Raw genomic sequence first — 22,438 nt, 5'->3', positions numbered from 1 at the left:
GACTCAGGCCGCCGTTTGCGTCGCGCGCTTGCGATCCCGCCGCGCATGGGCCGCCAGTAAGGTCAGTGCAGCAGGAGTCATGCCTTCGATCCGTGATGCTTGCGCGAGATTGGCCGGGCGCTGCTGCGACAGCTTCGCTCTCAATTCATTCGAGAGCCCGGAAATACCATCAAGGTCGAGATCGGCCGGGACCTCCAGAGCTTGGTCACGCTGATAGGCCCCGATCTCGGCAGCCTGTCGGTCGAGATAGACAGCATAAGTCGCATCCGCAGTAACGCGCGACGCAACGGAGGCGGGGTGGGCGTTGAGCTCCGGCCAAATCGCCGCCAGCTGCTCGAAGCTGATGTCTGGATAAGAGAGGAGTTGATAAGCGCTCCGACGCACGCCATCGCGGTTCAATTGCAGGCCGACCTGGTCGGCCTGTTGCGGTGTCAGCCGGAGGTTCTTCAATTGCACCCGCAAACCGTCGATTTGCGCGGCCTTGGCCTGAAACCGGCGTTCACGCTCGCCTCCGACCAAGCCGAGCTCGATACCCAACGGGGTCAGCCGCTCGTCGGCGTTATCGACACGCAATGACAGCCGGAACTCTGCACGCGACGTGAACATCCGATATGGCTCTGTCACCCCACGCGTCACGAGGTCATCAACCAGTACGCCGATATAGGAGGTCGTCCGATCCATCGCGATCGGCTCTGCACCACCGGCACGCCGCGCCGCATTGAGGCCCGCAAAGAGCCCCTGGGCAGCCGCCTCCTCATAACCGGTCGTTCCGTTGATCTGGCCCGCGAGAAACAGACCGGCGATCGCGCGCGTTTCGAGCGAGTTCTTCAAGGCGCGCGGATCGACGAAATCATACTCGATCGCATAGCCAGGACGCAGCATGGCTGCATCTTCAAGCCCAGGAATCGTCTTCAGCAAGCCGAGCTGCACATCTTCCGGCAAGGAGGTCGAGATACCGTTGGGATAGACGGTGGGATCATCGAGCCCCTCCGGCTCCAGAAAGATCTGGTGGCCGTCGCGATCCCCGAACCGGCCGACCTTATCCTCGATCGATGGGCAGTAGCGTGGTCCTCGGCCCTCGATCTGGCCCGAAAACATCGGCGCCCGATGGAGGTTGGCGCGGATCAGTTCGTGCGAAGCCAGCGTGGTGCGGGTAATGCCGCAGGAAATCTGAGGCGTCGTGATCGCATCGGTCAGCGCGGAGAACGGCTCCGGCGGCTCGTCGCCGGCTTGCATCTCCAGCGTGGACCAGGCGATCGTGCGCCCATCCAGCCGTGGTGGCGTACCCGTCTTGAGGCGACCAAGCGGAAGCGCGTGACGCTCCAGCGTGGCCGATAGACCAAGCGACGGGGCTTCCCCAACGCGTCCTGCCGGAATTGTCTTCTCGCCGATATGGATCAATCCACGCAGAAAGGTACCAGTCGTCAGGACAACCGTTCCGCAAGCGAATCGACGCCCGTCGGACAGAATGACGCCTTGAACCGCGCCATTCACTATATCGAGGTCAAAGGCCTCACCGACCACGATCTCGAGATGCTCAAGCTCGGCGAGCAAATCCTGAACCGCACTCCGATAGAGTTTCCGGTCTGCCTGCGCGCGCGGGCCGCGAACGGCCGGGCCCTTGCGGCGGTTCAGCATCCGGAACTGGATGCCAGCACGGTCAGCTGCGCGGGCCATGATACCGTCGAGCGCATCGATCTCACGCACCAGATGGCCCTTGCCCAATCCGCCGATCGCAGGATTGCAGGACATCACACCAATCGTCTCGCGCTGATGGGTCAACAGCGCCGTGCGCGCGCCAAGACGCGCAGCAGCGGCCGCCGCCTCGGCGCCGGCATGGCCGCCACCTACGACGATGACGTCATAGCGATCTGTGGCAATGGAATGGGACATGCGCATGTCGCTAGCCAACCCCGTGCCGAGGGTCAAGATTCTTGTGATCTCTCAGCTGAAGGTTTCACGTGAAACGCCGCGCAGCGGGTTCTCTACTTTCCGATGCAGAAGCCTGCAAACAGCCGGTCCAGCACATCCTCGACGTCGATCCGCCCCACGAGCCGTTCGAGCGCGCGCACGGCGATCCTGATGTCTTCAGCCAGCAGCTCGACCTGTCCGTGCCCGGAACCCGCTGCCCGCTGCAGAGCCGCCACCGCGTCCGTAACCGCTACGCGCTGTCGCTCGCGGGTCAGCAATGCGGGCTCTGGATTGGTCAGCGCACCGAGCCGCTCCGAAACGCTCCTCAACAGCGTATCGAGTCCGACACCGCTTTGCACGGAGACCGCCAGTTCACCGGCGCCAACTTGCCCGGGCAAGTCGCACTTGGTGGCAACCATCAGATCCTGCGGTTCAACGGACGCTCGGTTCGGAGACGAATCGACTGCACGAAGTCTCAGCACCAGATCCGCCTTCTCGGCCAGAGCCGTCGCCCGGCGGACACCCTCTGCCTCGATCGGATCGACACTCTCGCGCAAACCCGCCGTATCGATCAACGTCACCGGGAAACCGGCGAGATCAAGCCGGACCTCAATCATGTCGCGGGTCGTACCAGGTTGCGGCGAGACGATCGCCACGTCGCGGCGGGCGAGGGCGTTCAGCAGACTCGACTTTCCCGCATTGGGCGGTCCCGCCAGCACGACGACAAATCCCTCACGAACGCGCTCGCCCATCCGAAACGATCCAAGGGCATCGCGCAGGCTCGTCAGCACGTCCGTGACGGACACAATGGCGTTCTCCACAAGCGCTCCGGAAACATCGCCTTCATCCGAGAAGTCGATCTCGGCCTCCAACAGCGACATGGCGCCGATCAACTGATCTCGCCACAGCCCGGCCGCATGACCAAGCGCTCCCTCCATCTGCCGAAGCGCCTGTCGACGCTGCCATTCCGTCTCCGAATCGATCAGGTCAGCCAGGCCCTCGACCGCTGCAAGATCCAGCTTTCCCGCCTCAAAGGCCCGCCGGGTGAATTCGCCGGCCTCCGCCAATCGAAGCCCTGGTAGCCCGGTCAATGCCGAGAGCAGGGCCGCCATCACCGCACGCGAACCATGGACATGGAACTCGGCGACATCCTCGCCGGTGAAGCTCGCTGGTCCCGGGAAGAACAGGACCAGAGCCGAATCGATCACCTCGTGGGAGACGGGGTGGCGCAGGTGTCGAAGCACCGCATGCCGCGGGTTGGGGATAACGCCCGAAATTGTTTCGAGGACGAATCGAACTTGCGGCCCGGACACCCGCAGGACAGCCACCCCGGCGCGGCCATTGGCCGACGATAGCGCCACAATCGTTGGGTAATCCTGTCCGGTCGTCATAGGCAGCACATCTTTCCGTTGCGACGCTGATCCGCCTGGGAGATCCGTCGATGAATCGTCTCGGGGCCGCCGCCAGCCCCTATCTCCTGCAGCACAAGGACAACCCCGTCCATTGGTGGGAATGGAGCGAGGAAGCCTTTGCCGAGGCAAAGTCAAGCGGTCGCCCGGTCCTGCTCTCGGTCGGCTATGCCGCCTGCCACTGGTGCCATGTCATGGCCCATGAGAGCTTTGAGGACTTGGCAACCGCGGCGCTGATGAACGCGCGCTTCGTCAACATCAAGGTCGACCGGGAGGAGCGACCCGATATCGATCAGGTCTACATGAACGCGCTGCACAGCCTGGGCGAACAGGGGGGCTGGCCGCTGACCATGTTCCTCACCGCCGACCGTCAGCCATTCTGGGGCGGCACCTATTTTCCGCCAACGGCGCGCTATGGACGGCCCTCCTTCAGCCACGTGCTGCAGCAGATCGCGGCCGTCCACGCACAAGAGCCCGAGCGGGTCGCGCGCAATGCCGCCGCGATCAAGGCTGCACTCGAGCAGAGTGAGGCTGCAGCAAGCCCGGAAGCCCGATACGAACCTGACCTCGACCAGATCGCCAGCGAGATCGCCCAATCCTTCGATCCGCAGCATGGCGGGCTGCGCGGCGCACCAAAATTCCCCAATCCTGGCCTGATCGAGCTGCTCTGGCGTCACGGCAGCCGCACTGGGAACGCGACCACGCTCCTGCCGGCGACCCGCACCCTGGAACGCATGGCGCGTGGCGGCATTCACGATCACCTCGGCGGCGGCTTCGCCCGATACGCGGTCGACGAGCGCTGGCTCGTGCCGCATTTCGAGAAGATGCTTTATGACAATGCCCAGCTACTCGGGCTCTATGCGCTCGAGGCGAAGCGCAGCGGCAATCCACTGGCGCACAGCGCGGCCCAGGGCATCGTCACCTGGCTTGAGCGGGACATGCTGCTACAGGAGGGCGCTTTCGCCTCCAGCCTCGATGCCGATTCCGAGGGGGTCGAAGGCAAATTCTATGTCTGGACTGCATCGGAGCTGGCCAGCCATCTCACGCCAGCCGACGCAGAACTCTTCGCCCGGCACTATGACGTCACCGCCCATGGCAACTGGGAAGGCGTCACAATCCTCAACCGGCTCGACACGCCCGATCCGGATCCGGCATTCGAGCAGCAATTGGCCAACATCCGGCGGGATCTCCTGGCGTTGCGCGCTCGCCGGGTTCCTCCGGCCCGCGACGACAAAATCCTGGCCGACTGGAATGGGCTGATGATCGCGGCGCTCGTGCGAGCCTCCGGTCTACTCGCGGAGCCCGCCTGGCTGGCCCTTGCTCGGCGAGCCTACCATTTCGTCGCCGAATCAATGAAGCATGGCGACGGCCTCGCTCACTCCTACCGCGCGGGCCGGTTGATCACCCCGGGCTTTGCCCTCGATCACGCGGCGATGATCGAAGCGGCCCTGGCACTCCACGACGCCACATCGGAACGGCATTTCCTTGACCACGCCCTGCGCTGGTCCGCCCATCTCTGGCGGTACTACCGCCACGTCGATACGAGTCTACTTGGTATGACTCAACGCGATAGCGCCGTTCTTCCGGTCGTACCGAGGCCGACTCACGACGACGCAGTCCCGAACGCTAATGGCGTGCATGCAGGGAACCTGCTTCGTCTGGCGGCCAAGAGCGGAGCCCCGACCGATAGGGCCCAGGCCGAACGGTTTCTCGCAGCAGCATTGGCCGCTGCCGAGCGCGCGCCGGTCGCCCATGGCTCCGTACTCAATGCTTATGATCTGGCGCGGCACGGCATCGAGATCATCCTGGCTGGACCCGAACGCGAACGTCTTCGCGCGGCTGCGCTGGCATTGCCCTACACGACGACGATGATCGTCGACTGCCCCGATCCCAGCGCGCTACCATCGGACCACCCAGCCGCTTCCATGGCGCGTCTTGCAGGCAGCGGTGCCGCCTTCATCTGTTTCGCCGGGCGTTGCCTGCCTCCCGTAACGGATCCGAATCAATTGCAGGATGCCGTTTCTGCTGGCCGGTGACCCCGGATCCAAACAAGAAAGGCGGGTCGGCATGACTGCCGATCCGCCTCGCTGAAAGTATTGGATCTCCGACGCTGCAGCTTCGTGCGGCGTCGCGATTCCCGATCCGATCAGGTGTTCATCGAGTCGAAGAACTCGGAGTTCTGCTTGGTCTGCCGCAGCTTGTCGATCAGGAACTCGATCGCATCCTGCGGTCCCATTGGATTCAGGATGCGGCGCAGCACATAGGTCTTCTGCAGCACATCCTTCGGCGTGATCAGCTCTTCCTTGCGGGTGCCCGACTTCAGGATGTCGATCGCCGGGAAGATGCGCTTGTCGGCCACCTTGCGGTCAAGCACGATTTCCGAGTTACCGGTGCCCTTGAACTCTTCGAAGATGACTTCGTCCATGCGGCTGCCGGTATCGATCAACGCAGTCGCGACGATGGTCAGCGAGCCGCCTTCCTCGATATTGCGGGCCGCGCCGAAGAAGCGCTTCGGCCGCTGCAGCGCGTTGGCATCGACACCACCGGTCAGCACCTTGCCGGAAGAGGGGACCACGGTGTTGTAGGCACGGCCGAGGCGCGTAATCGAGTCGAGCAGGATCACGACATCGCGGCCATGCTCCACCAGGCGCTTGGCCTTCTCGATGACCATCTCCGCGACCTGGACGTGGCGCGTGGCCGGCTCGTCGAAGGTCGAGGACACAACCTCACCCTTCACCGAACGCTGCATGTCGGTGACTTCCTCGGGCCGCTCGTCGATCAGCAGCACGATCAGATAGCACTCGGGATGATTGTTGGTGATCGACTGCGCGATGTTCTGCAGCAGAACCGTCTTACCGGTGCGCGGCGGCGCCACGATCAGGGCGCGCTGGCCTTTGCCGATCGGAGCGACGATGTCGATGACGCGGGGCGAGAAGTCCTTCTTGGTCGGATCCTGAACTTCCAGCCGCAGACGCTCGTCCGGATACAGCGGCGTCAGGTTGTCGAAATGGATCTTGTGCCGGATCTTCTCCGGGTCCTCAAAATTGATCGTGTTGACCTTGAGCAGCGCAAAATAGCGCTCGCCATCCTTGGGTCCACGGATCGGCCCTTCAACCGTATCACCCGTGCGCAGGCCGAACTTGCGGATCTGCGACGGCGAAACGTAGATGTCGTCGGGACCCGGCAGATAGTTCGAGTCGGAGGAGCGCAGGAAGCCGAACCCGTCCTGCAGCACCTCGACCACGCCCTCGCCGAGAATCTCGGTTTCCTTGGCGGCCAACTGCTTGAGGATGGCGAACATCAGCTCCTGCTTGCGCATCGTGCTGGCGTTCTCGACCTCCATGCCTTCGGCGAAGGCAAGAAGCTCGGTCGGCGATTTGACCTTGAGTTCGTGAAGCTTGATTTCCCGCATGGGGCACCCGGATCGTAAACGCCCCCACACGAATGGCGGAGGTCAGGGACTCAGTGGAGGGCTCGACAGGGCCTGGAAGGACCAGTGCGCAGGGGATGCGCACCATGAGCGTCTGCACCGGCAGCCAGCTCACGAACCATCGACAACAGGGAGGACGCAAAAAGTCGCGTTGCGCTTGATAGCTGGTTTCCCGTGGACTCTCAAGCCGGAAACGTCGGCGTCGCTCAGAACGGTTTGACGACGACCAGGATCACGATTCCGACCATCAGCAGTGCCGGCACTTCGTTGATGATCCGGTAATAGCGCGCCGACTTGTCGTTGCGATCTTCGGCAAAGGCCCTGACCCGTCCGACCAGGATGCCATGGATGGCGGAGAGGATGACCACGAGCAGAATCTTGCCGTGCAGCCAGCCACCCTTGAAGCCATAGATCGCCCAGGCGAGGTACAGACCCAGCACCCAGGTCACGATCATCGCCGGATTGATGATGCCCTTGAGGAGCCGGCGTTCCATGATCTTGAAGGTTTCGGACTGCACCGAGCCGGTCTGCGCCTCCGCGTGATAAACCATCAGCCTGGGCAAATAGAGCATGCCGGCCATCCAGGAGATGACCGCCATCACGTGAAAAGCCTTGATCCAGTCGATCAGCATCACTGCATCCTCATCATGACCTGACGGCCGCAATCAAGCGTTCGACATGAGCGATCGGCGTATCCGGCAGGATGCCATGCCCGAGATTGAAGACGAAGGGACCGGCGCCGAAGGAGGTACGGATCGCGGCGACCTCCCGTTCCAGCTCGGTACCACCTGCCCGGAGAAGTTGCGGGTCAAGGTGACCCTGGATCGGCGCCAGCGATTGGATCTGCGTCCGCGCAAATTCGCGATCGATGTCCGTCTCGAGCCCGACAGCATCAACCCCGGTCGCTTTGACATAGCTCGGAATCAGGCGGCCGGCCCCCCGGGGAAAGCCGATGACCTTTGCCTTGGGATGACGCGCCCGTACTCCGTCGACGATCCGCTTGGTCGGCGCAATGCACCAACGCATGAAATCATCTTCGCCAAGCGAGCCAGCCCAGCTGTCGAAAATCTGCACCGCATCGACGCCGCCATCGAGCTGAGCGTTGAGATGAGCGATGGACGCCATCACGATCCGGTCGATCAGCCGGGCGAACAGCTCCGGGTCTCGTGTGAAGAGTTCCTTCGCGGGACCCTGATCCGGCGTGCCCCGCCCAGCCACCATGTAGGTCGCGACCGTCCAAGGCGCCCCGCAGAAGCCGATGAAGGCGGTGTTGCCTGGCAGGGCAGCCTTGACCTTGCCAACCGTTTCGTAGACCGGCGCCAGCATGTCCTGGTCGATCTCCTCGTGGATCTCGCCAAGCCTCTTCGCATCGCCCACGGGCTCCAACCGCGGACCTTCGCCCTGGACGAACCAGAGCTTCTGGCCAAGCGCATGCGGCACGACGAGGATGTCGCAGAACAGGATCGCTGCATCGAAACCGAAACGGCGGATTGGCTGAAGGGTCACTTCGGTAGCAAAGGCGGGGTTGTAGCAGAGCTCGAGAAAGCCACCTGCCTTGGCCCGGACCTCGCGGTACTCCGGCAGATAGCGTCCGGCCTGGCGCATCAGCCAGATCGGCGGCCTTGCCATCACCTCGCCCGAAAGGCTCCGCAGGAAAACCGGATCTTCGTTCGCCATGCCCACTCCGGTCAGCCGTTCAGGTCTGAATCTTAAAAGAATCTTAGAGAGATATTCTTTTGTTTTGACTCTTGGTCAGGGGCAAATAGCCCGGCCCAACTTTGTCCACAACCGGTCCACAGGGCGAGCCGATGTCGCAGGGTGGAATCGCCCGGGGGGTGGGGCGCCTTAACTGATTAGTAAGAAATCAGAATCGCGGCCGGGGCTGCCGATCGTTAAAATGATTCACGTGAAACATCGCTCCACGTGTCCCCAGGGGCCAGCCTGTTGATGGAAAGAGGGAGTTATACAGTCGCGGTCCCGCGCTCCGCTCGGATGTACGGTTGTCCACAGCAGTCCCCATGACCAGCGTGACCCCTCATCGCGGTCAGCGCTGGGGGTCCCGGTCCAGGACGACAATTTGCATTGCCGATATGGCGCGCTAGAGGTTGCAACTTCGTTAAGCCCCGGGAGCCCACGTGGCGCGCAACTATTTTCATTTGCATCTGGTGTCCGATGCCACCGGCGAGACCCTGATTGCGGTCAGCCGGGCCGCCGCCGCCCAATATGAATCGGTCTCGGCCATCGAGCATGTCTATCCGCTGGTCCGCTCCGAGGCGCAGCTTGCCCGGGTCCTGGCGGAGATCGAATCCTCGCCGGGGGTCGTGCTCTACACGCTCGTCGAAGCGGAATGGGCCGAGCGGCTCGAGAAATTCTGCCAGGAGCTCGGCTGCCCCTGTCTGTCGGTGCTGAACCCGGTGCTGTCCCTGTTCCAGTCCTATCTCGGCCAGGCGGGGTCGCCGCGGCCGGGCGCGCAGCATGTCCTCAACGCCGAATATTTCCGCCGCATCGACGCGATGAACTACACGCTGATGCATGATGACGGGCAGCTTGGAGGCGATCTGGAAAGCGCGGATATCATCCTCGTCGGCATCAGCCGAACCTCGAAGACACCGACCAGCATCTATCTCGCCAATCGCGGTATCAAGACCGCCAACGTACCGCTGGTCCCCCATGTGCCTTTGCCGGTCGAACTTGAACGGCTGAGAAAGCCGTTGATCGTCGGGCTGGTCGCCAGCGCTGAGCGCATCGTCCAGATTCGACAGAACCGGTTGCTCTCGATGAAGGCGGATGATGAGACGCCCTATGTCGACCCTACAGCCGTGGCCGACGAGATCGCGCAGTCGCGCAAGCTTTGCGCCCGCAGGGGTTGGCCGGTGATCGATGTCACCCGGCGCTCGATCGAGGAAACGGCGGCAGCGATCCTCGACCTGCTGCGCGACCATCGCATGAAGTTCATCGCGACATGACGAAGAGCCCCTCTCTCTGGCGTGCAGCGGCGCCGCTGCTGCTTGCTTCCGGCAGTACTACCCGGGCTGGGATGCTGCGCGCAGCCGGGATCCCGGTGGACACCCTGAAGCCCGATATCGACGAGCGAGCCGCCGAGGCGCCGCTCCTCGCACAGGGAGTCGAAGGCGAGGCGATCGCGGCGGCGCTTGCCTGCGCGAAGGCGCTGCATGTCTCCGTGATGAAGCCCGGCCGCTTCGTGCTCGGCGCCGACCAGACGTTGACCTGCGAGGGCCAGATCTTTCACAAGGCAGAGAATCTCCCTGGCGCCGCCGCGCAGATCGCGACATTGGCTGGGCGCACGCATGAGCTTCATTCCGCCTTTGTGCTGGCGCGCGACGGCGAGATCCTGGCTGAAGGCGGGCAGACCGCACGACTGACGATGCGGCGGCTCGAGCTCGATTTCATCGCGACCTATGTCGAACTTGCTGGCCCGGCGATCCTGACCAGCGTTGGCGGCTACCAGCTCGAGGGCCTTGGTTCCCAGCTCTTCGCTGCCGTCGAGGGCGACCATTTCACCATTCTGGGCCTCCCGCTCCTTGCCGTACTCGAAGCCCTGCGCGAGCAGGGCGCTCTCGTCGATTGATCCGGACATCTGAATTCCATGACCCGTCGCTGTTTCGTCATCGGTCACCCGATCGCCCATTCACGCTCGCCGCTCATTCACGGCAGCTGGATCGCCGAGCATGGGCTCGATGGATCCTATGAACGCATCGATGTCGCACCGGCTGCACTCTCGTCGTTCATGGCCCGGGTGCGGAGCGGCGAATTCGTGGGCGGCAACGTCACAGTTCCCCACAAGGAGGCGTCGCTGCTGCTGGTCGATGAACTCAGCCCCGTCGCCCGCGCGATGGGTGCGGTGAACACGATCTGGCGTGACGATGGTTGCCTGTTCGGCGACAACACCGATGCTGCCGGCTTCCTCGCCCATCTCGACGCCAGCGTTCCCGGCTGGAGCGAGCGGGTCGCAACGGCTCTCATTCTTGGCTCGGGCGGCGCGGCGCGGGCGATCGGTTTTGGACTGAAGGCCCGCGGCCTCGAGCGGATCATCCTCGTCAACCGCAGCGCCGACCGAGCCATGGAACTTGCCCGGGCACTCGGAGCGCCGGTGGAGGCACAAGCTTGGTCAAGGCGTCATGAGCTGGTCGGATCGGCCGATCTGATCGTCAACACGACGGCGCTTGGGATGAACGGCAAGCCGCCGCTCGATCTCGATCTCACCAGGCTGCGCCCCGGCACGATCGTTGACGACATCGTGTACGTGCCGTTGCGGACGCCCCTGCTCGAAGAGGCGGAACGTCGCGGCGGTGTTCCGGTCGATGGCCTCGGCATGCTGCTGCATCAGGCCGTCCCCGGTTTCGCGCGCTGGTTCGGTGTGACCCCGAAGGTCACGCCGGCGCTGCGGGCCCGGCTCGAAGCCGATATCCTGGGCGCCTGATTCGCTGGGTGCCGCATGACCTTCATCCTGGGACTGACCGGCTCGATCGGCATGGGAAAGTCGACCACCTCGGAGATGTTCCGGGCCCACGGTGTGCCTGTCCATGATGCCGATGCCACCGTCCATGCGCTCTACCGGGGCAGGGCGGTCGCACCGATCGCGGCGGCCTTTCCGGGCGCAGTGGTGAACGGGGCCGTCGATCGTGCCCGACTCTCCTCGATGGTTGTGGGCAAGCCCGACGCCCTGCGCGCGCTGGAGGCGATCATTCATCCTCTGGTGCGGGAGGAGGAGATCGCTTTCATCAAGAACTGCATTGCAGCGGGGAGCGATATCGGGGTCCTCGATGTGCCGCTCCTGCTTGAGGTTGGAGGAGGGTATCGCTGTGACGCCGTCGTCGTGATCACGGCTTCTGCTGAAGTGCAGCGCGCCCGCGTTTTGGCGCGTCCGGAGATGACGGCGGAGAAGCTGGACGCGATCCTTGCGCGCCAGATGCCGGATGCCGAGAAGCGCCGGCACGCCCACTTCCTTGTGGACACCTCGCATGGCTTGCTGGTGGCACAGAGGCAGGTCCGCTCTATCCTCCAGGCATTGGCCGGCCGTCCTGGCCGGAGCCGGCAAGAAAAGGCGTCCAGGCATGCGTGAGATCGTTCTCGATACCGAGACGACCGGCGTCGAAGCCAATGGCGGCGATCGCGTCGTTGAAATCGGCTGCGTCGAACTGGTCAATCACTGCCCATCCGGCCGTACCTTCCATCAATACATCAACCCCGAACGGGCGATGGCGGAAGGCGCCTTCAAGGTCCACGGACTGTCCGATGCCTTCCTGGCGGACAAGCCCGTCTTCGCGGCCATTGCCGAGGAGTTTGCAGCCTTCATCGATGGCGCGCGGCTCGTCATCCACAACGCGTCCTTCGACGTCGGCTTCCTGAACATGGAGATGAAGCGTGTCGGCCGTGGCCCGATCGATCCATCGCTGGTCGTCGATACGCTGGCGATGGCGCGACGCAAGCATCCCGGAGCCTCGAACAGTCTCGATGCGCTCTGCCAGCGCTACGGCATCGACAATACGAGGCGCACCCAGCACGGCGCGCTGCTCGATTCGGAGATTCTCGCCGAGGTTTATATCGAGCTGATCGGCGGCAAACAGGCCGATCTCGGACTTGGCGTGGTCAGCGCTGCCGGTCCCGGCAACGGTCTCGCCGATCTTTCAGAGCGGCCGCAGCGCCAGCGCCCGCTCGCGCCCTGCCTCGACGAGGCGGCAATGGCCGCTCATGAGAGCTTCATCCTGACCCTGAAGACACCGCTCTGGAGCGGCTATCTCGGTCTGGCCAAGGAAAGCTGAGCCGCCTCACGCGGCTCAGCTTCGGGTCGGTCAGCTGCGGCTACGATCGGCGCGCCGGGACATCATGTTGAGGCCCTCGATCAGCGCCGAGAAGGCCATGGCGGCGTAGATGTAGCCCTTCGGGATATGGGCGCCGAAACCCTCGCCGATCAGCGTGGCGCCGATCATCAGCAGGAAGCCGAGGGCCAGCATCACGATCGTCGGGTTCTTTTCGATGAACTTCGCCAGCGGGTCGGCGGCCAGCAGCATCACCAGCACGGCGACGATCACCGCAATCATCATCACCGGGACATGCTCTGTCATGCCGACGGCCGTGATGATGCTGTCGATCGAGAAGACCAGATCGAGCAGCAGGATCTGGAAGATCGCAGCGCCGAAGGTCACGGTTGCCGCACGACCGCCGTCGAACACATCGGGCCCGTGATTGACGTCGACCTTGTGATGGATTTCGGTCGTCGCCTTCCAGACCAGAAAAAGGCCGCCGGCGATCAGGATGAAATCGCGCCAGGAGAAGGCCTTGCCGAAGAGCGAGACGATCGGCTCCGTCAATTGCACGATGAAGGCGACGGTACCGAGCAGCGCGAGCCGCATGAACAGGGCAAGCCCGATGCCGATCTTGCGGCCGAGCGAACGTTGCTCCTCAGGCAGCTTGTTGGTCAGGATCGAGATGAAGATCAGATTGTCGATGCCGAGGACAACCTCCATGGCGATCAGTGCCCCGAGAGCCGCCCATACGGCGGGGTCGGCAGCAAGCGTCATCAGATGGTCCATCGGGTCTCCACATAACAAAATGCGGACGCCGGATTGGCGCCCGCTTCAATGAATGTGGGAGATGGAGTTTGCCTTGCCGATGCGCAAGGCGTTGCGAAATGCGCGCGATTATTGATTGAAATGCAAGAAAGGGCCCGCGAGGGCCCTTTCGATATCGTCGGCTTGCGGAGGCGGCAGGCTCGCTCAGGCGTTGGGCGCCTGCGGCTGCTGGGCCTGAAGCTCCTGCATGCGCTGTTGATACAGCATCGCGAAATCGATCTGCGGAACATAGAAAGGCGGGAATCCGCCGGTCTGGACCGCGTCCGCGATGATCTGGCGGGCGAACGGGAACAGCAGCCGCGCGCAGTCGATCACCAGAACGGGGTGAATATGCTCCTGCGGTATGTTCAGCAGCCGGAACACGCCGGCATAGCTGAGATCGAACGCAAACAGCGTCTCGTTGTTCAGGACGGCCTTGCCCTCGAGCTGGAGCACGGTCTCGTAATCGGTCTCCGACAGCGCGGTGGTCGAGACATTGACCTGCAGGGACATCTGCGGGCCCTGCTCGTTCTGCTGGCCGAGCGCGCGGGGCGCCTTCGGATTCTCGAAGGAGAAGTCCTTGGTGTACTGGATCAGGGCATTCATGCTCGGCTGAGCGTTCGCCTCGCTCGCGCCGTTGCCGTTGGGGATGTCGTTGGCCATCGGTCCCATCATCGTCTGGCAGGCTTTAATCGGGAAATCCCACGCCTTGCCGGCGCCCGGGACTGCGCACCGCTCCCCGGTGCAATGCTTGCGTCGGCTATCATGGAGCTTCCTCAGGCACAAGAAGCCGCCTTCACAAGCTCGGGGGTGGATGTTACGAGCCTTGATCACCATATCGCATGCGGCGGCCGGCCGACCGCCGCTGTTGATGCGAGGCGGTCACTGGGGTTCCGGATCAGCGTTCGATGCAAAATTCCTTCGACATGACGACTTTGGTCTTCCTGGCTCTGGCCGTTTTCGTCGCCTGGAAGCTTCGCTCTGTGCTTGGCCAGAAGACCGGCAGCGAGCAGCCGCCAAAGGATCCCTTCGCGCGGCGTGAGACGCCGCCGATGCGACCTGATCAGGCCGGCGCTCCCGAGGCCAAGCGCGACAATGTCATTCGCCTGCCCGGCGCAGCCAATGATCCCGCTGCGACGGCCGTTCCGGCGGCCGAGCGCTGGAAGGACATTGCGCCTGCGGATTCGCCGATCATTGCCGGCATCGAGGCCATCGTTCGCCAGGAGCAGGATTTCGACCCGAAGGGTTTCCTGCAGGGTGCGAAATCTGCTTACGAGACAATCGTCACCGCCTTCGCCCGCGGCGACCGCAAGGTCCTGAAGGGCCTCCTCGCCAAGGAAGTCTATGATGGCTTCGAGCAGGCGATTACCGACCGCGAGAAGCGCGGCGAGAAGGCGGAATCCTCCTTCGTCTCGATCGACAAGGCCGAGATCACAGCCGTCGACGTCAAGGGCAAGACGGCTCAGGTGACGATCGCATTCGTTTCGCAGCTGATCAGTGTTGTCCGTGATGCACAGGGCGTTGTGGTCGACGGCAGCGCCGAGGCGGTTTCGGAGGTCAACGATATCTGGACCTTCTCGCGTCAGCTCGGCAGCCGCGACCCGAATTGGCTTTTGGTCGCGACCGAAGCCGGCGCGTGACCCGTGGCCTCGGGCGCATTGCGCTGGTGGCCGCCATGTTGTCCGCTGCAATGACACAAGCGCCCGCCGGTCCAAGCTTGCCGCCCGGCGCCCGCGCAGAGGCCATCTCTCCCGGCGCAATACCGGGATGGCCCGATGACGATCACCGCATTGCGCTGGCGATTTTCGCAGCTGGCTGCGCTACCGATCCCCCGCTTCGGCAAGGCGTCCCGATCCCCGCTGTGCTCACCGCTGTCTGCGCCGAAGCCGGCAGGCTGACGGCTCGCGGGCCGGTCGACCGGACGGCGGCGCGTCGCTTCTTCGAGGAGCGTTTCAGTTTCTGGCGCATCCGGCCGAGCGGCGCCGAGGGCGGCTTCATGACCGGCTATTTCGAGCCGGAGTTCGAAGGCTCGCTCGCCCCCTCCGCCCAGTTCCCTACGCCGCTCTATGCCCGCCCTGCCGATCTGGTGACGCGCCTTGCAGGCGACGCTTGGCCGGGGCTGGAACCTGCCTTGTCCGCCGCCCGCCGCACTCCCCGGGGCCTAGAGCCCTATCCCGATCGGACGGCGATCGAGAATGGCGCGCTCGACGGGCAGGGCCTGGAGATCGCCTGGCTGCGCGATCCGGTCGACCGCTTCGTGTTACAGGTGCAGGGCTCCGGCCGGGTTCGGTTGCAGGACGGCAGGGTCGTGCGGCTGGTCTATTCCGGCCGCAACGGCCACGCCTATACGTCACTCGGCCGGGTGCTCAGCGAGCGCGAGAACATCCCGCCGGCCGAGATGACCATGGACAAGCTGGTCGCTCGGTTGAAGGCTGATGCCGGTTTTGCCCGGGACCTGATCCGCCTGAACCGCTCCTTCGTCTTCTTCGCCCGCAAGGACGACTTGCCGGCCGAGTCGGGGCCGATCGGTGGTGCGGGTTTGCCCCTGACGCCGCTGCGTAGCATCGCCGTCGACCGCGCCATCTGGCCCTACGGACTGCCAGCCTGGATCGATGCGACAATTCCCACCGGCAGCGGCGACATGGAGCGGCTGTCACGCTTGATGATTGCGCAGGATACGGGATCCGCCATCGTCGGACCGTCGCGGGTCGACCTGTTCGTCGGTTCCGGCCAGGCGGCGGGTCATCGCGCCGGGCTGGTCCGCCATTCCTTTGACTTCACGGTGCTCTGCCCGCGGGCGGAGGCGCGCTGAGGAATGCGCCTCCGTCGCGAGAAGACCCTGTCGGAGGCCGACATTGCCCTGTGGCGGCAGGTTGCGCGTTCGGTGACGCCATTGCGGGGGCGCGCCGCGCCGCCGCCTGAGGAGCCTGCAGCGGCCCCCGCGCCACCTCCTACTGAGGCTGCCGCCCCTGTTCTGGTGGTTGCCGTCAAACCGCCCAGGATCACCCCGCCGCCGCTGGCGCCGCTCGAGCGCCGCCTGCGTACCCAGTTGCGTCGCGGAACCCAATCCGTCGAGGCGGTGATCGACCTGCACGGCCTGCGGCAGGATGCTGCTCATGCGGCGCTATGTGCCTTTCTGCGCCGCGAGCAGGCGCGCGGCACCAGGCTGGCTCTGGTCGTGACGGGCAAGGGCGCCGCGGGCGATGCGATCTTCGGCGAAGAGCGTGGTGTCCTGCGCCGCAGCGTGCCGCACTGGCTGAGGCTACCGGATCTGCGCCCTTTCGTCGTCGGCTTCGAGGAGGCCGAGCAGCGCCATGGCGGCGCCGGCGCGCTCTATATCCGTCTGCGCCGGCACCGTGAGAGCGGCGCGTGACACCCTTTGGCCAGCGCGTTCGGGAGCTGCGCGCAGCTCGCGGCGTGACGTTGGCCGGAATGGCCGCGGCGCTGGGCGTCACGCCGGCCTATCTCTCGGCCCTTGAGCATGGCAAGCGCGGCCAGCCGACCTTTGCGCTGATCCAGGGCGTGATCCATCTGCTCGGCGTGATCTGGGACGAGGCTGACGAACTCGTTCGTCTCGCCGAGCTGTCCCACCCCCGCATCACGGTCGATACTGCGGGACTGGCACCGGAGGCGACGCTGATCGCCAACCGGCTTGCCCTTGAGATCGCCGAACTCGGTCCCGACGAACTTGCCGCGCTGCGCGCCGTGCTTGACCAGGCCAGTCGCCGGCGTGGCCGTGCTTGACCGCATCGGGTCCTGATGCGAAACGCCCATCATTCGTACCATTTTCGCCAACCCACGGAACTCCTTCATGAAAAATGCCCGTTACGATGTTCTGGCGCTCGGCAACGCCATCGTCGATGTCATCGCTCGCGCGGAAGAGGATTTTCTGGTCGCGCATGAGCTGACCAAGGGCGCGATGATGCTGATCGACGAGCCCCGTGCCGAGACGCTCTATGCGGCGATGGGCCCGGCCAAGGTCATCTCGGGCGGTTCCGCCGCCAACACCATCGCGGGCCTTGCCTCCTTTGGCGGCAAGGGCGCCTTCATCGGCAAGGTGAAGCAGGACGAACTCGGCAAGCTCTACCGGCATGACCTGACCTCGCAGGGCGTCAGCTTCGATACCGCTTTTGCCGCCGACGGTCCGGCGACCGCCCGTTCCTTCATCTTCGTTACGCCTGATGGCGAGCGCACGATGAATACCTATCTCGGCGCCTGCCAGGGCCTCACTGTCGCGGATGTCGACAAGGATACGGTCCAGAACGCCGACATCATCTATCTCGAGGGCTATCTCTGGGATCCGCCGGCGGCCAAGGAAGCCTTCCGCAAGGCCTCGGAGTTTGCCCATGCAGCTGGCGGCCGTGTCGCGATCACCCTGTCGGATTCCTTCTGCGTGGATCGTTATCGCGACGAGTTCCTCGGGCTGATCCGCAACCGGCTGGTCGATATCGTCTTCGCCAATGAGCACGAGCTGAAGAGCCTCTACCAGACCGGCGATTTCGACAGCGCGCTCGCTGCGCTGCGCGCGGAGAACATCGTTGCGGCGGTGACGCGCTCGGAGAAGGGCGCTCTGGCGGTGACGCCTGACGGCATCGTCGCCGAACCGGTCTTCCCGGTGGAGCGCATCGTCGATTCAACCGGCGCGGGCGACCTCTTCGCCGCGGGCTTCCTCTTCGGCCTGACCTCGGGCCGCGAGGTGCGGGACTCGCTGCGGCTCGGCGCGCTGGCCGCTGCCGAGATCATCAGCCATGTCGGTGCAAGGCCGGATGTGAACCTGAAGGTGCTGGCGGGCGACAACGGCCTGCTGTGACCTGATCGGGTTTCAGGTTCGGCGTGTCATGGTCGGGCGGGTCTCGATCATGGCACGCCATTTCACGAGCCGCGTCGCACGACGCGGCGGCCCGGAAGTGCAGCTGCGCACGACGATTCAGTACAGCGTCGCCTTCACGCGCTCCGGCAGCGCCTTGTCATAGGCAGCACCGTCAAAGGTCTCGATCGCCTCGTTCCGCGCAGTGATGTCACGCAGGATCTGTCCGGCGCTTGGCAACTCACGCCTGTCGGCATGTTTGGCCGGGTTCCAAAGGTCGGCCCGGACCACGGCGCGCGAGCATTGGAAGTAGACTTGTTCCACATCGACCACGATCACGCAGGCCGGCAGCTTTCCGGCCATCTCGAAGCGCGCGCAGAGCTCGGGGTCGGTCGAAAGGGTCGCTGTGCCGTTCACCCGAAGGGTTTCGCCGTATCCGGGGACCAGGAAGAGCATTCCGATTCTCGGATCGAACAGAATATTTCTTAACGAATCCAGACGGTTATTGCCTTTTCTGTCCGGAATCAGGAGCGTTTTCGCGTCCCGGACCGTGACAAAGCCCGGCAGATCCCCGCGCGGCGAACAATCCGGGCCCTCCGGACCGTTGGTCGCGAGCACCATGAAGGGCGAGGCGGCGATCAGCGCAGCATAGTTCTCGTCGACATGGTCGATCTCCTTGGCGACCGAGGCCGGCGCGACGGGGTTCGGATATCGGGCGGCGAGCGTCTCAAGCGACGTGATGCTGTGGTCGGTCATGCCGATCTCCAAGAACCAATAAGTCTAGACTATTGGGAGACAGGCGCGAGCGCCAGCCCCTTCGCAGCGCAAAAAAGAAAACGCCCTGCATCGTGAGATGCAGGGCGTCCTGTGGTCTGGCGATGCAGCCGGAGCTTACTCGCTGGCGGACTGCTTCTCGCGGGCCTTCTCGGCGTCGCGGGCAGCCTTGAGCTTCTCGGTCAGATCCTCGCCCGTCTCCTGGTCGACGACCTTCATCGAGAGGCGGATCTTGCCGCGCTCGTCCTGGCCGAGGAACTTGACCTTGACCTTGTCGCCTTCCTTGACGACGTCCGAGACCTTCTGGACGCGCTGGGCGGCCAGTTCGGAAATGTGAACCAGGCCGTCCTTGGCGCCGAAGAAGTTCACGAAGGCGCCGAACTCCATGATCTTCACCACGGTGCCGTCATAGATCATGCCCGGCTCGGCTTCCGAGACGATCGACTTGATCCACTTGATCGCGGCTTCGATCGACTTGCCGTCGGCCGAAGCGATCTTGATGGTGCCGTCGTCCTCGATGTTCACCTTGGCGCCGGTCTTCTCGACGATCTCGCGGATGACCTTGCCGCCCGAACCGATGACTTCGCGGATCTTGTCGACCGGGATCTTCATCGTCTCGATGCGCGGGGCATATTCGCCGAGCTGGGCGCGCGAGGTGGAGAGCGCCTTGGACATCTCGCCGAGGATGTGGTCACGACCGCCCTTGGCCTGGCCAAGCGCGACCTGCATGATCTCCTCGGTGATGCCGGCGATCTTGATGTCCATCTGCAGCGAGGTGATGCCCGCAGCGGTACCGGCCACTTTGAAGTCCATGTCGCCGAGATGATCCTCGTCGCCGAGGATGTCGGAGAGCACCGCGAAGCGCTCACCTTCCAGGATCAGGCCCATGGCGATGCCCGCAACCGGAGCCTTCAGCGGCACGCCGGCATCCATCAGCGCCAGCGAGGCGCCGCAGACGGTGGCCATCGAGGAGGAGCCGTTCGACTCGGTGATCTCCGAGACGACGCGGATCGTGTAGGGGAACTCGCCCTTGGCCGGCAGCATCGGACGGATCGCGCGCCAGGCGAGCTTGCCATGGCCGATCTCGCGGCGGCCGGGCGAACCCATCCGGCCGGTCTCGCCGACGGAGTAGGGAGGGAAGTTGTAGTGCAGCAGGAAGGTTTCCTTGTAGGTGCCTTCCAGCGAGTCGATGAACTGCTCGTCGTCGCCGGTGCCGAGCGTGGTCACGACCAGCGCCTGGGTTTCGCCGCGGGTGAACAGCGACGAGCCGTGGGTGCGCGGCAGGATGCCAGCTTCCGCCACGATCTTGCGGACCGTCTTGACGTCGCGACCGTCGATGCGGATGCCGTCGTCGAGGATGTTCCAGCGCACGATCTTGGCCTGGGCTTCCTTGAACTGGCCGGCGACCTGTTCCTTGGTGAAGGTCTTCACGCCATCCGGCTCGGCCGAGACCAGCGCCTCTACGACCTTCGCCTTGACGGCGTCGACAGCCTTATAGCGCTCGGCCTTGGCGGTGATCTTGTAGGCGACGCGGAGCTCGGCTTCGCCAACCTTGAGCACGGCGTCGAGGATCGCCGACTGGTCGGCCGGCTGGTAGTCGCGCGGCTCCTTGGCGGCCTTTTCAGCCAGACGGATGATGGCGTCGATCACCGGCTGGAAATGCTTGTGGCCGAACATCACGGCGCCGAGCATGATCTCTTCGGAGAGTTCCTTGGCTTCCGACTCGACCATCAGGACGGCGTCCTGGGTACCGGCGACGACGAGGTCGAGGCCCGATTCCTTGATCTCGTCGACCAGCGGGTTGAGCTTGTAGGCACCGTCGAAATAACCGACGCGGGCGGCGCCGACCGGGCCCATGAAGGGCACGCCGGACAGGGTCAGTGCGGCCGAAGCTGCGACCATCGCAACGATGTCGGGGTCGTTCTCCAGGTCATGCTGGAGCACGGTGCAGACCACCTGGGTGTCGTTCTTGTAGCCGTCGGCGAAAAGCGGGCGGATCGGCCGGTCGATCAGGCGGGAGACCAGGGTCTCCTTCTCGCTCGGGCGGCCTTCGCGCTTGAAGTAGCCGCCCGGGATGCGGCCGGCCGCGAAGGTCTTTTCCTGGTAGTTCACGGTCAGCGGGAAGAAGTCGAAGCCCGGCTTCGGCTCCTTGGCCGAGACGACGGTGGCGAGCACGACGGTCTCGCCATAGGTGGCGAGCACGGCGCCGTCGGCCTGGCGGGCGACCTTGCCGGTTTCGAGCACGAGCTTGCGCCCGCCCCAGATCAGCTCTTCGGTTTGGATGTCGAACATGGTTCTCTTTCGGATCGGATGTGGCACACGTCCGGACGTCTCAAGCCCATGGGCAAGACGGCGGAAAGCTCGGGAGACGGTGAGCATTGCGCCCGAGCGCTCGGCGATCCTGCCATGGACGTCGGGGCGTCCGGCGGAGGCCTGCGGCTAAGCCACCCATGCGGCCGCCGCGTTGGAGTCAGGGCGCCGCACCATTGCGGCCAGACCCTGGAGTAGGAGCATCATGTCGCCCGAAAGATGGTTCCCACCTTTCGGCATCATGCTCTGGAAAAACCGCCCGGAACCGATCGGTGCCGGGCGGGAAGCTCTTGCGATCGATCAGCGGCGGATGCCGAGCTTCTCGATCAGCGTCCTGTAGCGCGCTTCGCTCTTGCCCTTGAGATAGTCGAGCAACGAACGGCGCTGCGAAACCAGCTTCAGCAGGCCGCGACGCGAGTGGTTGTCCTTGACATGCGACTTGAAGTGACCGGTCAGGTTGTTGATGCGCTCCGTCAGGATCGCGACCTGGACCTCCGGCGAACCGGTGTCATTCGGCTTGGTGGCATGTTCCTTCACGAGCGCGGTCTTGCGCTCCGGCGTAATCGACATCGTGTGATCCTTCAGTTGAATGTTGATCTGGCGGGCCAGGCCGGGATGTCGTCCAGCAAGGTCCGGAACCCGCAATCCACCTCATCACGGAGGAGATGCGCAGCCAGCCGCAAGGCCGGTTGGCGCGGGATATACACGAATCTGGGTAAAACGCTAGCGCGGCGACGAGGCAGGCCGGGGCAGACCGTGGTCGTAGCGCCTCTGCGCTTCCTCGACCTCGCCGATATGGGTCTCGGCCCAGCGCGTCAATCCGTGCACGGTTGCTGCAAGCGTGCGGCCGAGTTCGGTCAGCGAATACTCGACAGTTACGGGCACGGTGGGGAACGCCTCGCGGCTGATCAACCCATCGCGCTCCAGGCTCCGCAATGTCTGCGACAGCATCTTCTGCGAGATGTTGTCGATGCGTCGGCGCAGCTCGTTGAAGCGCAACGTCCCCTCTCCGAGCAGAATCAGGATCAGCACCGCCCATTTATCGCCGATGCGGTCGAGGACCTGGCGGGTCGGGCATTGGGCGTTGAAGGCGTCCGGGCGTTGCAGCATCGTGGTTTCCCTCAGGTGACCATGTCGCGTGAAAGTGCCTTCTTTACGAGGCTCCACGCTGCCTCCATCTAGTATCGCACAGGATGTTGGTTCCTGAAAGATACTAGCCAAAGGC

At 64.1% G+C, this 22,438-nt stretch carries 22 protein-coding genes; 11 read left to right on the top strand and 11 right to left on the bottom strand.

Translation table 11 applies throughout. The features are described 5' to 3' along the window. Window positions 1–3: 3 nt before the first annotated feature. Entirely contained in the window at window positions 4–1,893 is a 1,890-nt protein-coding gene (gene mnmG, locus AC1DGP_RS08070) for a tRNA uridine-5-carboxymethylaminomethyl(34) synthesis enzyme MnmG (RefSeq protein WP_441505110.1), read from the bottom strand. Between the two features lie 92 nt (window positions 1,894–1,985). Then, complete coding sequence (gene mnmE, locus AC1DGP_RS08065) at window positions 1,986–3,302, bottom strand: tRNA uridine-5-carboxymethylaminomethyl(34) synthesis GTPase MnmE (protein ID WP_441492042.1); 1,317 nt, start codon at window positions 3,300–3,302, stop codon at window positions 1,986–1,988. Between the two features lie 50 nt (window positions 3,303–3,352). Here mnmE and AC1DGP_RS08060 point away from each other — a divergent pair, with 50 nt between their 5' ends. After that, window positions 3,353–5,356 (top strand): thioredoxin domain-containing protein, encoded by a 2,004-nt coding sequence (locus AC1DGP_RS08060; RefSeq protein WP_476831962.1) that lies wholly within the window; start codon window positions 3,353–3,355, stop codon window positions 5,354–5,356. 110 nt (window positions 5,357–5,466) lie between these two features. Here AC1DGP_RS08060 and rho read toward each other — a convergent pair whose 3' ends face one another. From rho to hemE, 3 genes are all read right to left on the bottom strand, one after another. Then, window positions 5,467–6,732, bottom strand: a complete 1,266-nt coding sequence (gene rho, locus AC1DGP_RS08055) for a transcription termination factor Rho (protein WP_069878589.1) — start codon at window positions 6,730–6,732, stop codon at window positions 5,467–5,469. Window positions 6,733–6,956: 224 nt separating this feature from the next. After that, the gene (gene hemJ / locus AC1DGP_RS08050; RefSeq protein WP_441492040.1) at window positions 6,957–7,382 is read right to left on the bottom strand and encodes a protoporphyrinogen oxidase HemJ; all 426 of its coding nucleotides are present in this window, start codon (window positions 7,380–7,382) and stop codon (window positions 6,957–6,959) included. A gap of 13 nt (window positions 7,383–7,395) precedes the next feature. Beyond that, window positions 7,396–8,427 (bottom strand): uroporphyrinogen decarboxylase, encoded by a 1,032-nt coding sequence (gene hemE, locus AC1DGP_RS08045; protein WP_476831961.1) that lies wholly within the window; start codon window positions 8,425–8,427, stop codon window positions 7,396–7,398. Window positions 8,428–8,885: 458 nt separating this feature from the next. Between hemE and AC1DGP_RS08040 the strand changes: the two genes are divergently transcribed. From AC1DGP_RS08040 to dnaQ, 5 genes are read left to right on the top strand one after another with little or no spacing between them, the layout of a single operon-like run. Next, on the top strand, window positions 8,886–9,716 hold the full coding sequence (locus AC1DGP_RS08040) for a pyruvate, water dikinase regulatory protein (protein WP_441492038.1): 831 nt from the start codon (window positions 8,886–8,888) through the stop codon (window positions 9,714–9,716). Then, complete coding sequence (locus AC1DGP_RS08035; protein WP_476831960.1) at window positions 9,713–10,339, top strand: Maf family protein; 627 nt, start codon at window positions 9,713–9,715, stop codon at window positions 10,337–10,339. Before AC1DGP_RS08040 ends, AC1DGP_RS08035 begins: the two co-directional genes overlap by 4 nt. A gap of 18 nt (window positions 10,340–10,357) precedes the next feature. Then, window positions 10,358–11,191, top strand: a complete 834-nt coding sequence (locus AC1DGP_RS08030; RefSeq protein ID WP_476831959.1) for a shikimate dehydrogenase — start codon at window positions 10,358–10,360, stop codon at window positions 11,189–11,191. A 15-nt stretch (window positions 11,192–11,206) separates the two neighbouring features. Continuing rightward, window positions 11,207–11,833 (top strand): dephospho-CoA kinase, encoded by a 627-nt coding sequence (coaE, locus tag AC1DGP_RS08025; protein ID WP_476831958.1) that lies wholly within the window; start codon window positions 11,207–11,209, stop codon window positions 11,831–11,833. Further along, the gene (dnaQ, locus tag AC1DGP_RS08020; RefSeq protein WP_476831957.1) at window positions 11,826–12,533 is read left to right on the top strand and encodes a DNA polymerase III subunit epsilon; all 708 of its coding nucleotides are present in this window, start codon (window positions 11,826–11,828) and stop codon (window positions 12,531–12,533) included. Before coaE ends, dnaQ begins: the two co-directional genes overlap by 8 nt. A gap of 30 nt (window positions 12,534–12,563) precedes the next feature. On the opposite strand, the gene AC1DGP_RS08015 is transcribed toward dnaQ, so the two are convergent. Beyond that, window positions 12,564–13,304, bottom strand: a complete 741-nt coding sequence (locus tag AC1DGP_RS08015; RefSeq protein WP_441505103.1) for a TerC family protein — start codon at window positions 13,302–13,304, stop codon at window positions 12,564–12,566. A 183-nt stretch (window positions 13,305–13,487) separates the two neighbouring features. Next, window positions 13,488–13,985, bottom strand: a complete 498-nt coding sequence (secB, locus tag AC1DGP_RS08010; protein WP_069878580.1) for a protein-export chaperone SecB — start codon at window positions 13,983–13,985, stop codon at window positions 13,488–13,490. A gap of 245 nt (window positions 13,986–14,230) precedes the next feature. Between secB and AC1DGP_RS08005 the strand changes: the two genes are divergently transcribed. The 5 genes from AC1DGP_RS08005 (at window position 14,231) to AC1DGP_RS07985 (ending at window position 18,132) form a co-directional block, all read left to right on the top strand. Continuing rightward, a complete protein-coding gene (locus tag AC1DGP_RS08005) occupies window positions 14,231–14,962 on the top strand; it encodes a Tim44/TimA family putative adaptor protein (RefSeq protein WP_069878579.1) in 732 nt (243 codons plus the stop codon). A gap of 221 nt (window positions 14,963–15,183) precedes the next feature. After that, complete coding sequence (gene mltA, locus AC1DGP_RS08000; RefSeq protein WP_476831956.1) at window positions 15,184–16,134, top strand: murein transglycosylase A; 951 nt, start codon at window positions 15,184–15,186, stop codon at window positions 16,132–16,134. Window positions 16,135–16,137: 3 nt separating this feature from the next. Beyond that, window positions 16,138–16,695: a Smr/MutS family protein gene (locus tag AC1DGP_RS07995; RefSeq protein ID WP_476831955.1), complete on the top strand. Its 558-nt coding sequence runs from the start codon at window positions 16,138–16,140 to the stop codon at window positions 16,693–16,695. Further along, window positions 16,692–17,066 (top strand): helix-turn-helix domain-containing protein, encoded by a 375-nt coding sequence (locus tag AC1DGP_RS07990; protein WP_069878577.1) that lies wholly within the window; start codon window positions 16,692–16,694, stop codon window positions 17,064–17,066. The genes AC1DGP_RS07995 and AC1DGP_RS07990 overlap by 4 nt, the downstream gene beginning before the upstream one ends. A 67-nt stretch (window positions 17,067–17,133) precedes the next feature. Then, window positions 17,134–18,132 (top strand): adenosine kinase, encoded by a 999-nt coding sequence (locus AC1DGP_RS07985; RefSeq protein ID WP_113515707.1) that lies wholly within the window; start codon window positions 17,134–17,136, stop codon window positions 18,130–18,132. 117 nt (window positions 18,133–18,249) lie between these two features. Here the strand turns inward: AC1DGP_RS07985 and AC1DGP_RS07980 are convergent, their stop codons facing one another. From AC1DGP_RS07980 to AC1DGP_RS07965, 4 genes are all read right to left on the bottom strand, one after another. After that, window positions 18,250–18,885, bottom strand: coding sequence for a pyridoxamine 5'-phosphate oxidase family protein (locus AC1DGP_RS07980; protein WP_476831954.1), 636 nt, complete (start codon window positions 18,883–18,885; stop codon window positions 18,250–18,252). A gap of 135 nt (window positions 18,886–19,020) precedes the next feature. Then, window positions 19,021–21,195, bottom strand: coding sequence for a polyribonucleotide nucleotidyltransferase (gene pnp, locus AC1DGP_RS07975; protein ID WP_476831953.1), 2,175 nt, complete (start codon window positions 21,193–21,195; stop codon window positions 19,021–19,023). A 318-nt stretch (window positions 21,196–21,513) separates the two neighbouring features. After that, on the bottom strand, window positions 21,514–21,783 hold the full coding sequence (gene rpsO / locus AC1DGP_RS07970; protein ID WP_043239192.1) for a 30S ribosomal protein S15: 270 nt from the start codon (window positions 21,781–21,783) through the stop codon (window positions 21,514–21,516). 153 nt (window positions 21,784–21,936) lie between these two features. Further along, window positions 21,937–22,323 (bottom strand): winged helix-turn-helix transcriptional regulator, encoded by a 387-nt coding sequence (locus AC1DGP_RS07965; protein ID WP_441492028.1) that lies wholly within the window; start codon window positions 22,321–22,323, stop codon window positions 21,937–21,939. Between the last annotated feature and the right edge of the window lie 115 nt (window positions 22,324–22,438).

The sequence above is a fragment of the Allobosea sp. 05T433 genome, assembly GCF_056396065.1.
The sequence above is the reverse complement of the archived record's forward strand: the minus strand, read 5'-3'. Positions and strand labels throughout refer to the sequence as shown.

Coding starts and splice junctions, on each gene's coding strand:
- mnmG (WP_441505110.1), bottom strand. CDS start 1,893: ATGTCCCATTCCATTGCCACAGATCGCTATGACGTCATCGTCGTAGGT.
- mnmE (WP_441492042.1), bottom strand. CDS start 3,302: ATGACGACCGGACAGGATTACCCAACGATTGTGGCGCTATCGTCGGCC.
- AC1DGP_RS08060 (WP_476831962.1), top strand. CDS start 3,353: ATGAATCGTCTCGGGGCCGCCGCCAGCCCCTATCTCCTGCAGCACAAG.
- rho (WP_069878589.1), bottom strand. CDS start 6,732: ATGCGGGAAATCAAGCTTCACGAACTCAAGGTCAAATCGCCGACCGAG.
- hemJ (WP_441492040.1), bottom strand. CDS start 7,382: ATGCTGATCGACTGGATCAAGGCTTTTCACGTGATGGCGGTCATCTCC.
- hemE (WP_476831961.1), bottom strand. CDS start 8,427: ATGGCGAACGAAGATCCGGTTTTCCTGCGGAGCCTTTCGGGCGAGGTG.
- AC1DGP_RS08035 (WP_476831960.1), top strand. CDS start 9,713: ATGACGAAGAGCCCCTCTCTCTGGCGTGCAGCGGCGCCGCTGCTGCTT.
- AC1DGP_RS08030 (WP_476831959.1), top strand. CDS start 10,358: ATGACCCGTCGCTGTTTCGTCATCGGTCACCCGATCGCCCATTCACGC.
- coaE (WP_476831958.1), top strand. CDS start 11,207: ATGACCTTCATCCTGGGACTGACCGGCTCGATCGGCATGGGAAAGTCG.
- dnaQ (WP_476831957.1), top strand. CDS start 11,826: ATGCGTGAGATCGTTCTCGATACCGAGACGACCGGCGTCGAAGCCAAT.
- AC1DGP_RS08015 (WP_441505103.1), bottom strand. CDS start 13,304: ATGGACCATCTGATGACGCTTGCTGCCGACCCCGCCGTATGGGCGGCT.
- secB (WP_069878580.1), bottom strand. CDS start 13,985: ATGGCCAACGACATCCCCAACGGCAACGGCGCGAGCGAGGCGAACGCT.
- AC1DGP_RS08005 (WP_069878579.1), top strand. CDS start 14,231: ATGCAAAATTCCTTCGACATGACGACTTTGGTCTTCCTGGCTCTGGCC.
- AC1DGP_RS07995 (WP_476831955.1), top strand. CDS start 16,138: ATGCGCCTCCGTCGCGAGAAGACCCTGTCGGAGGCCGACATTGCCCTG.
- AC1DGP_RS07985 (WP_113515707.1), top strand. CDS start 17,134: ATGAAAAATGCCCGTTACGATGTTCTGGCGCTCGGCAACGCCATCGTC.
- AC1DGP_RS07980 (WP_476831954.1), bottom strand. CDS start 18,885: ATGACCGACCACAGCATCACGTCGCTTGAGACGCTCGCCGCCCGATAT.
- pnp (WP_476831953.1), bottom strand. CDS start 21,195: ATGTTCGACATCCAAACCGAAGAGCTGATCTGGGGCGGGCGCAAGCTC.
- rpsO (WP_043239192.1), bottom strand. CDS start 21,783: ATGTCGATTACGCCGGAGCGCAAGACCGCGCTCGTGAAGGAACATGCC.
- AC1DGP_RS07965 (WP_441492028.1), bottom strand. CDS start 22,323: ATGCTGCAACGCCCGGACGCCTTCAACGCCCAATGCCCGACCCGCCAG.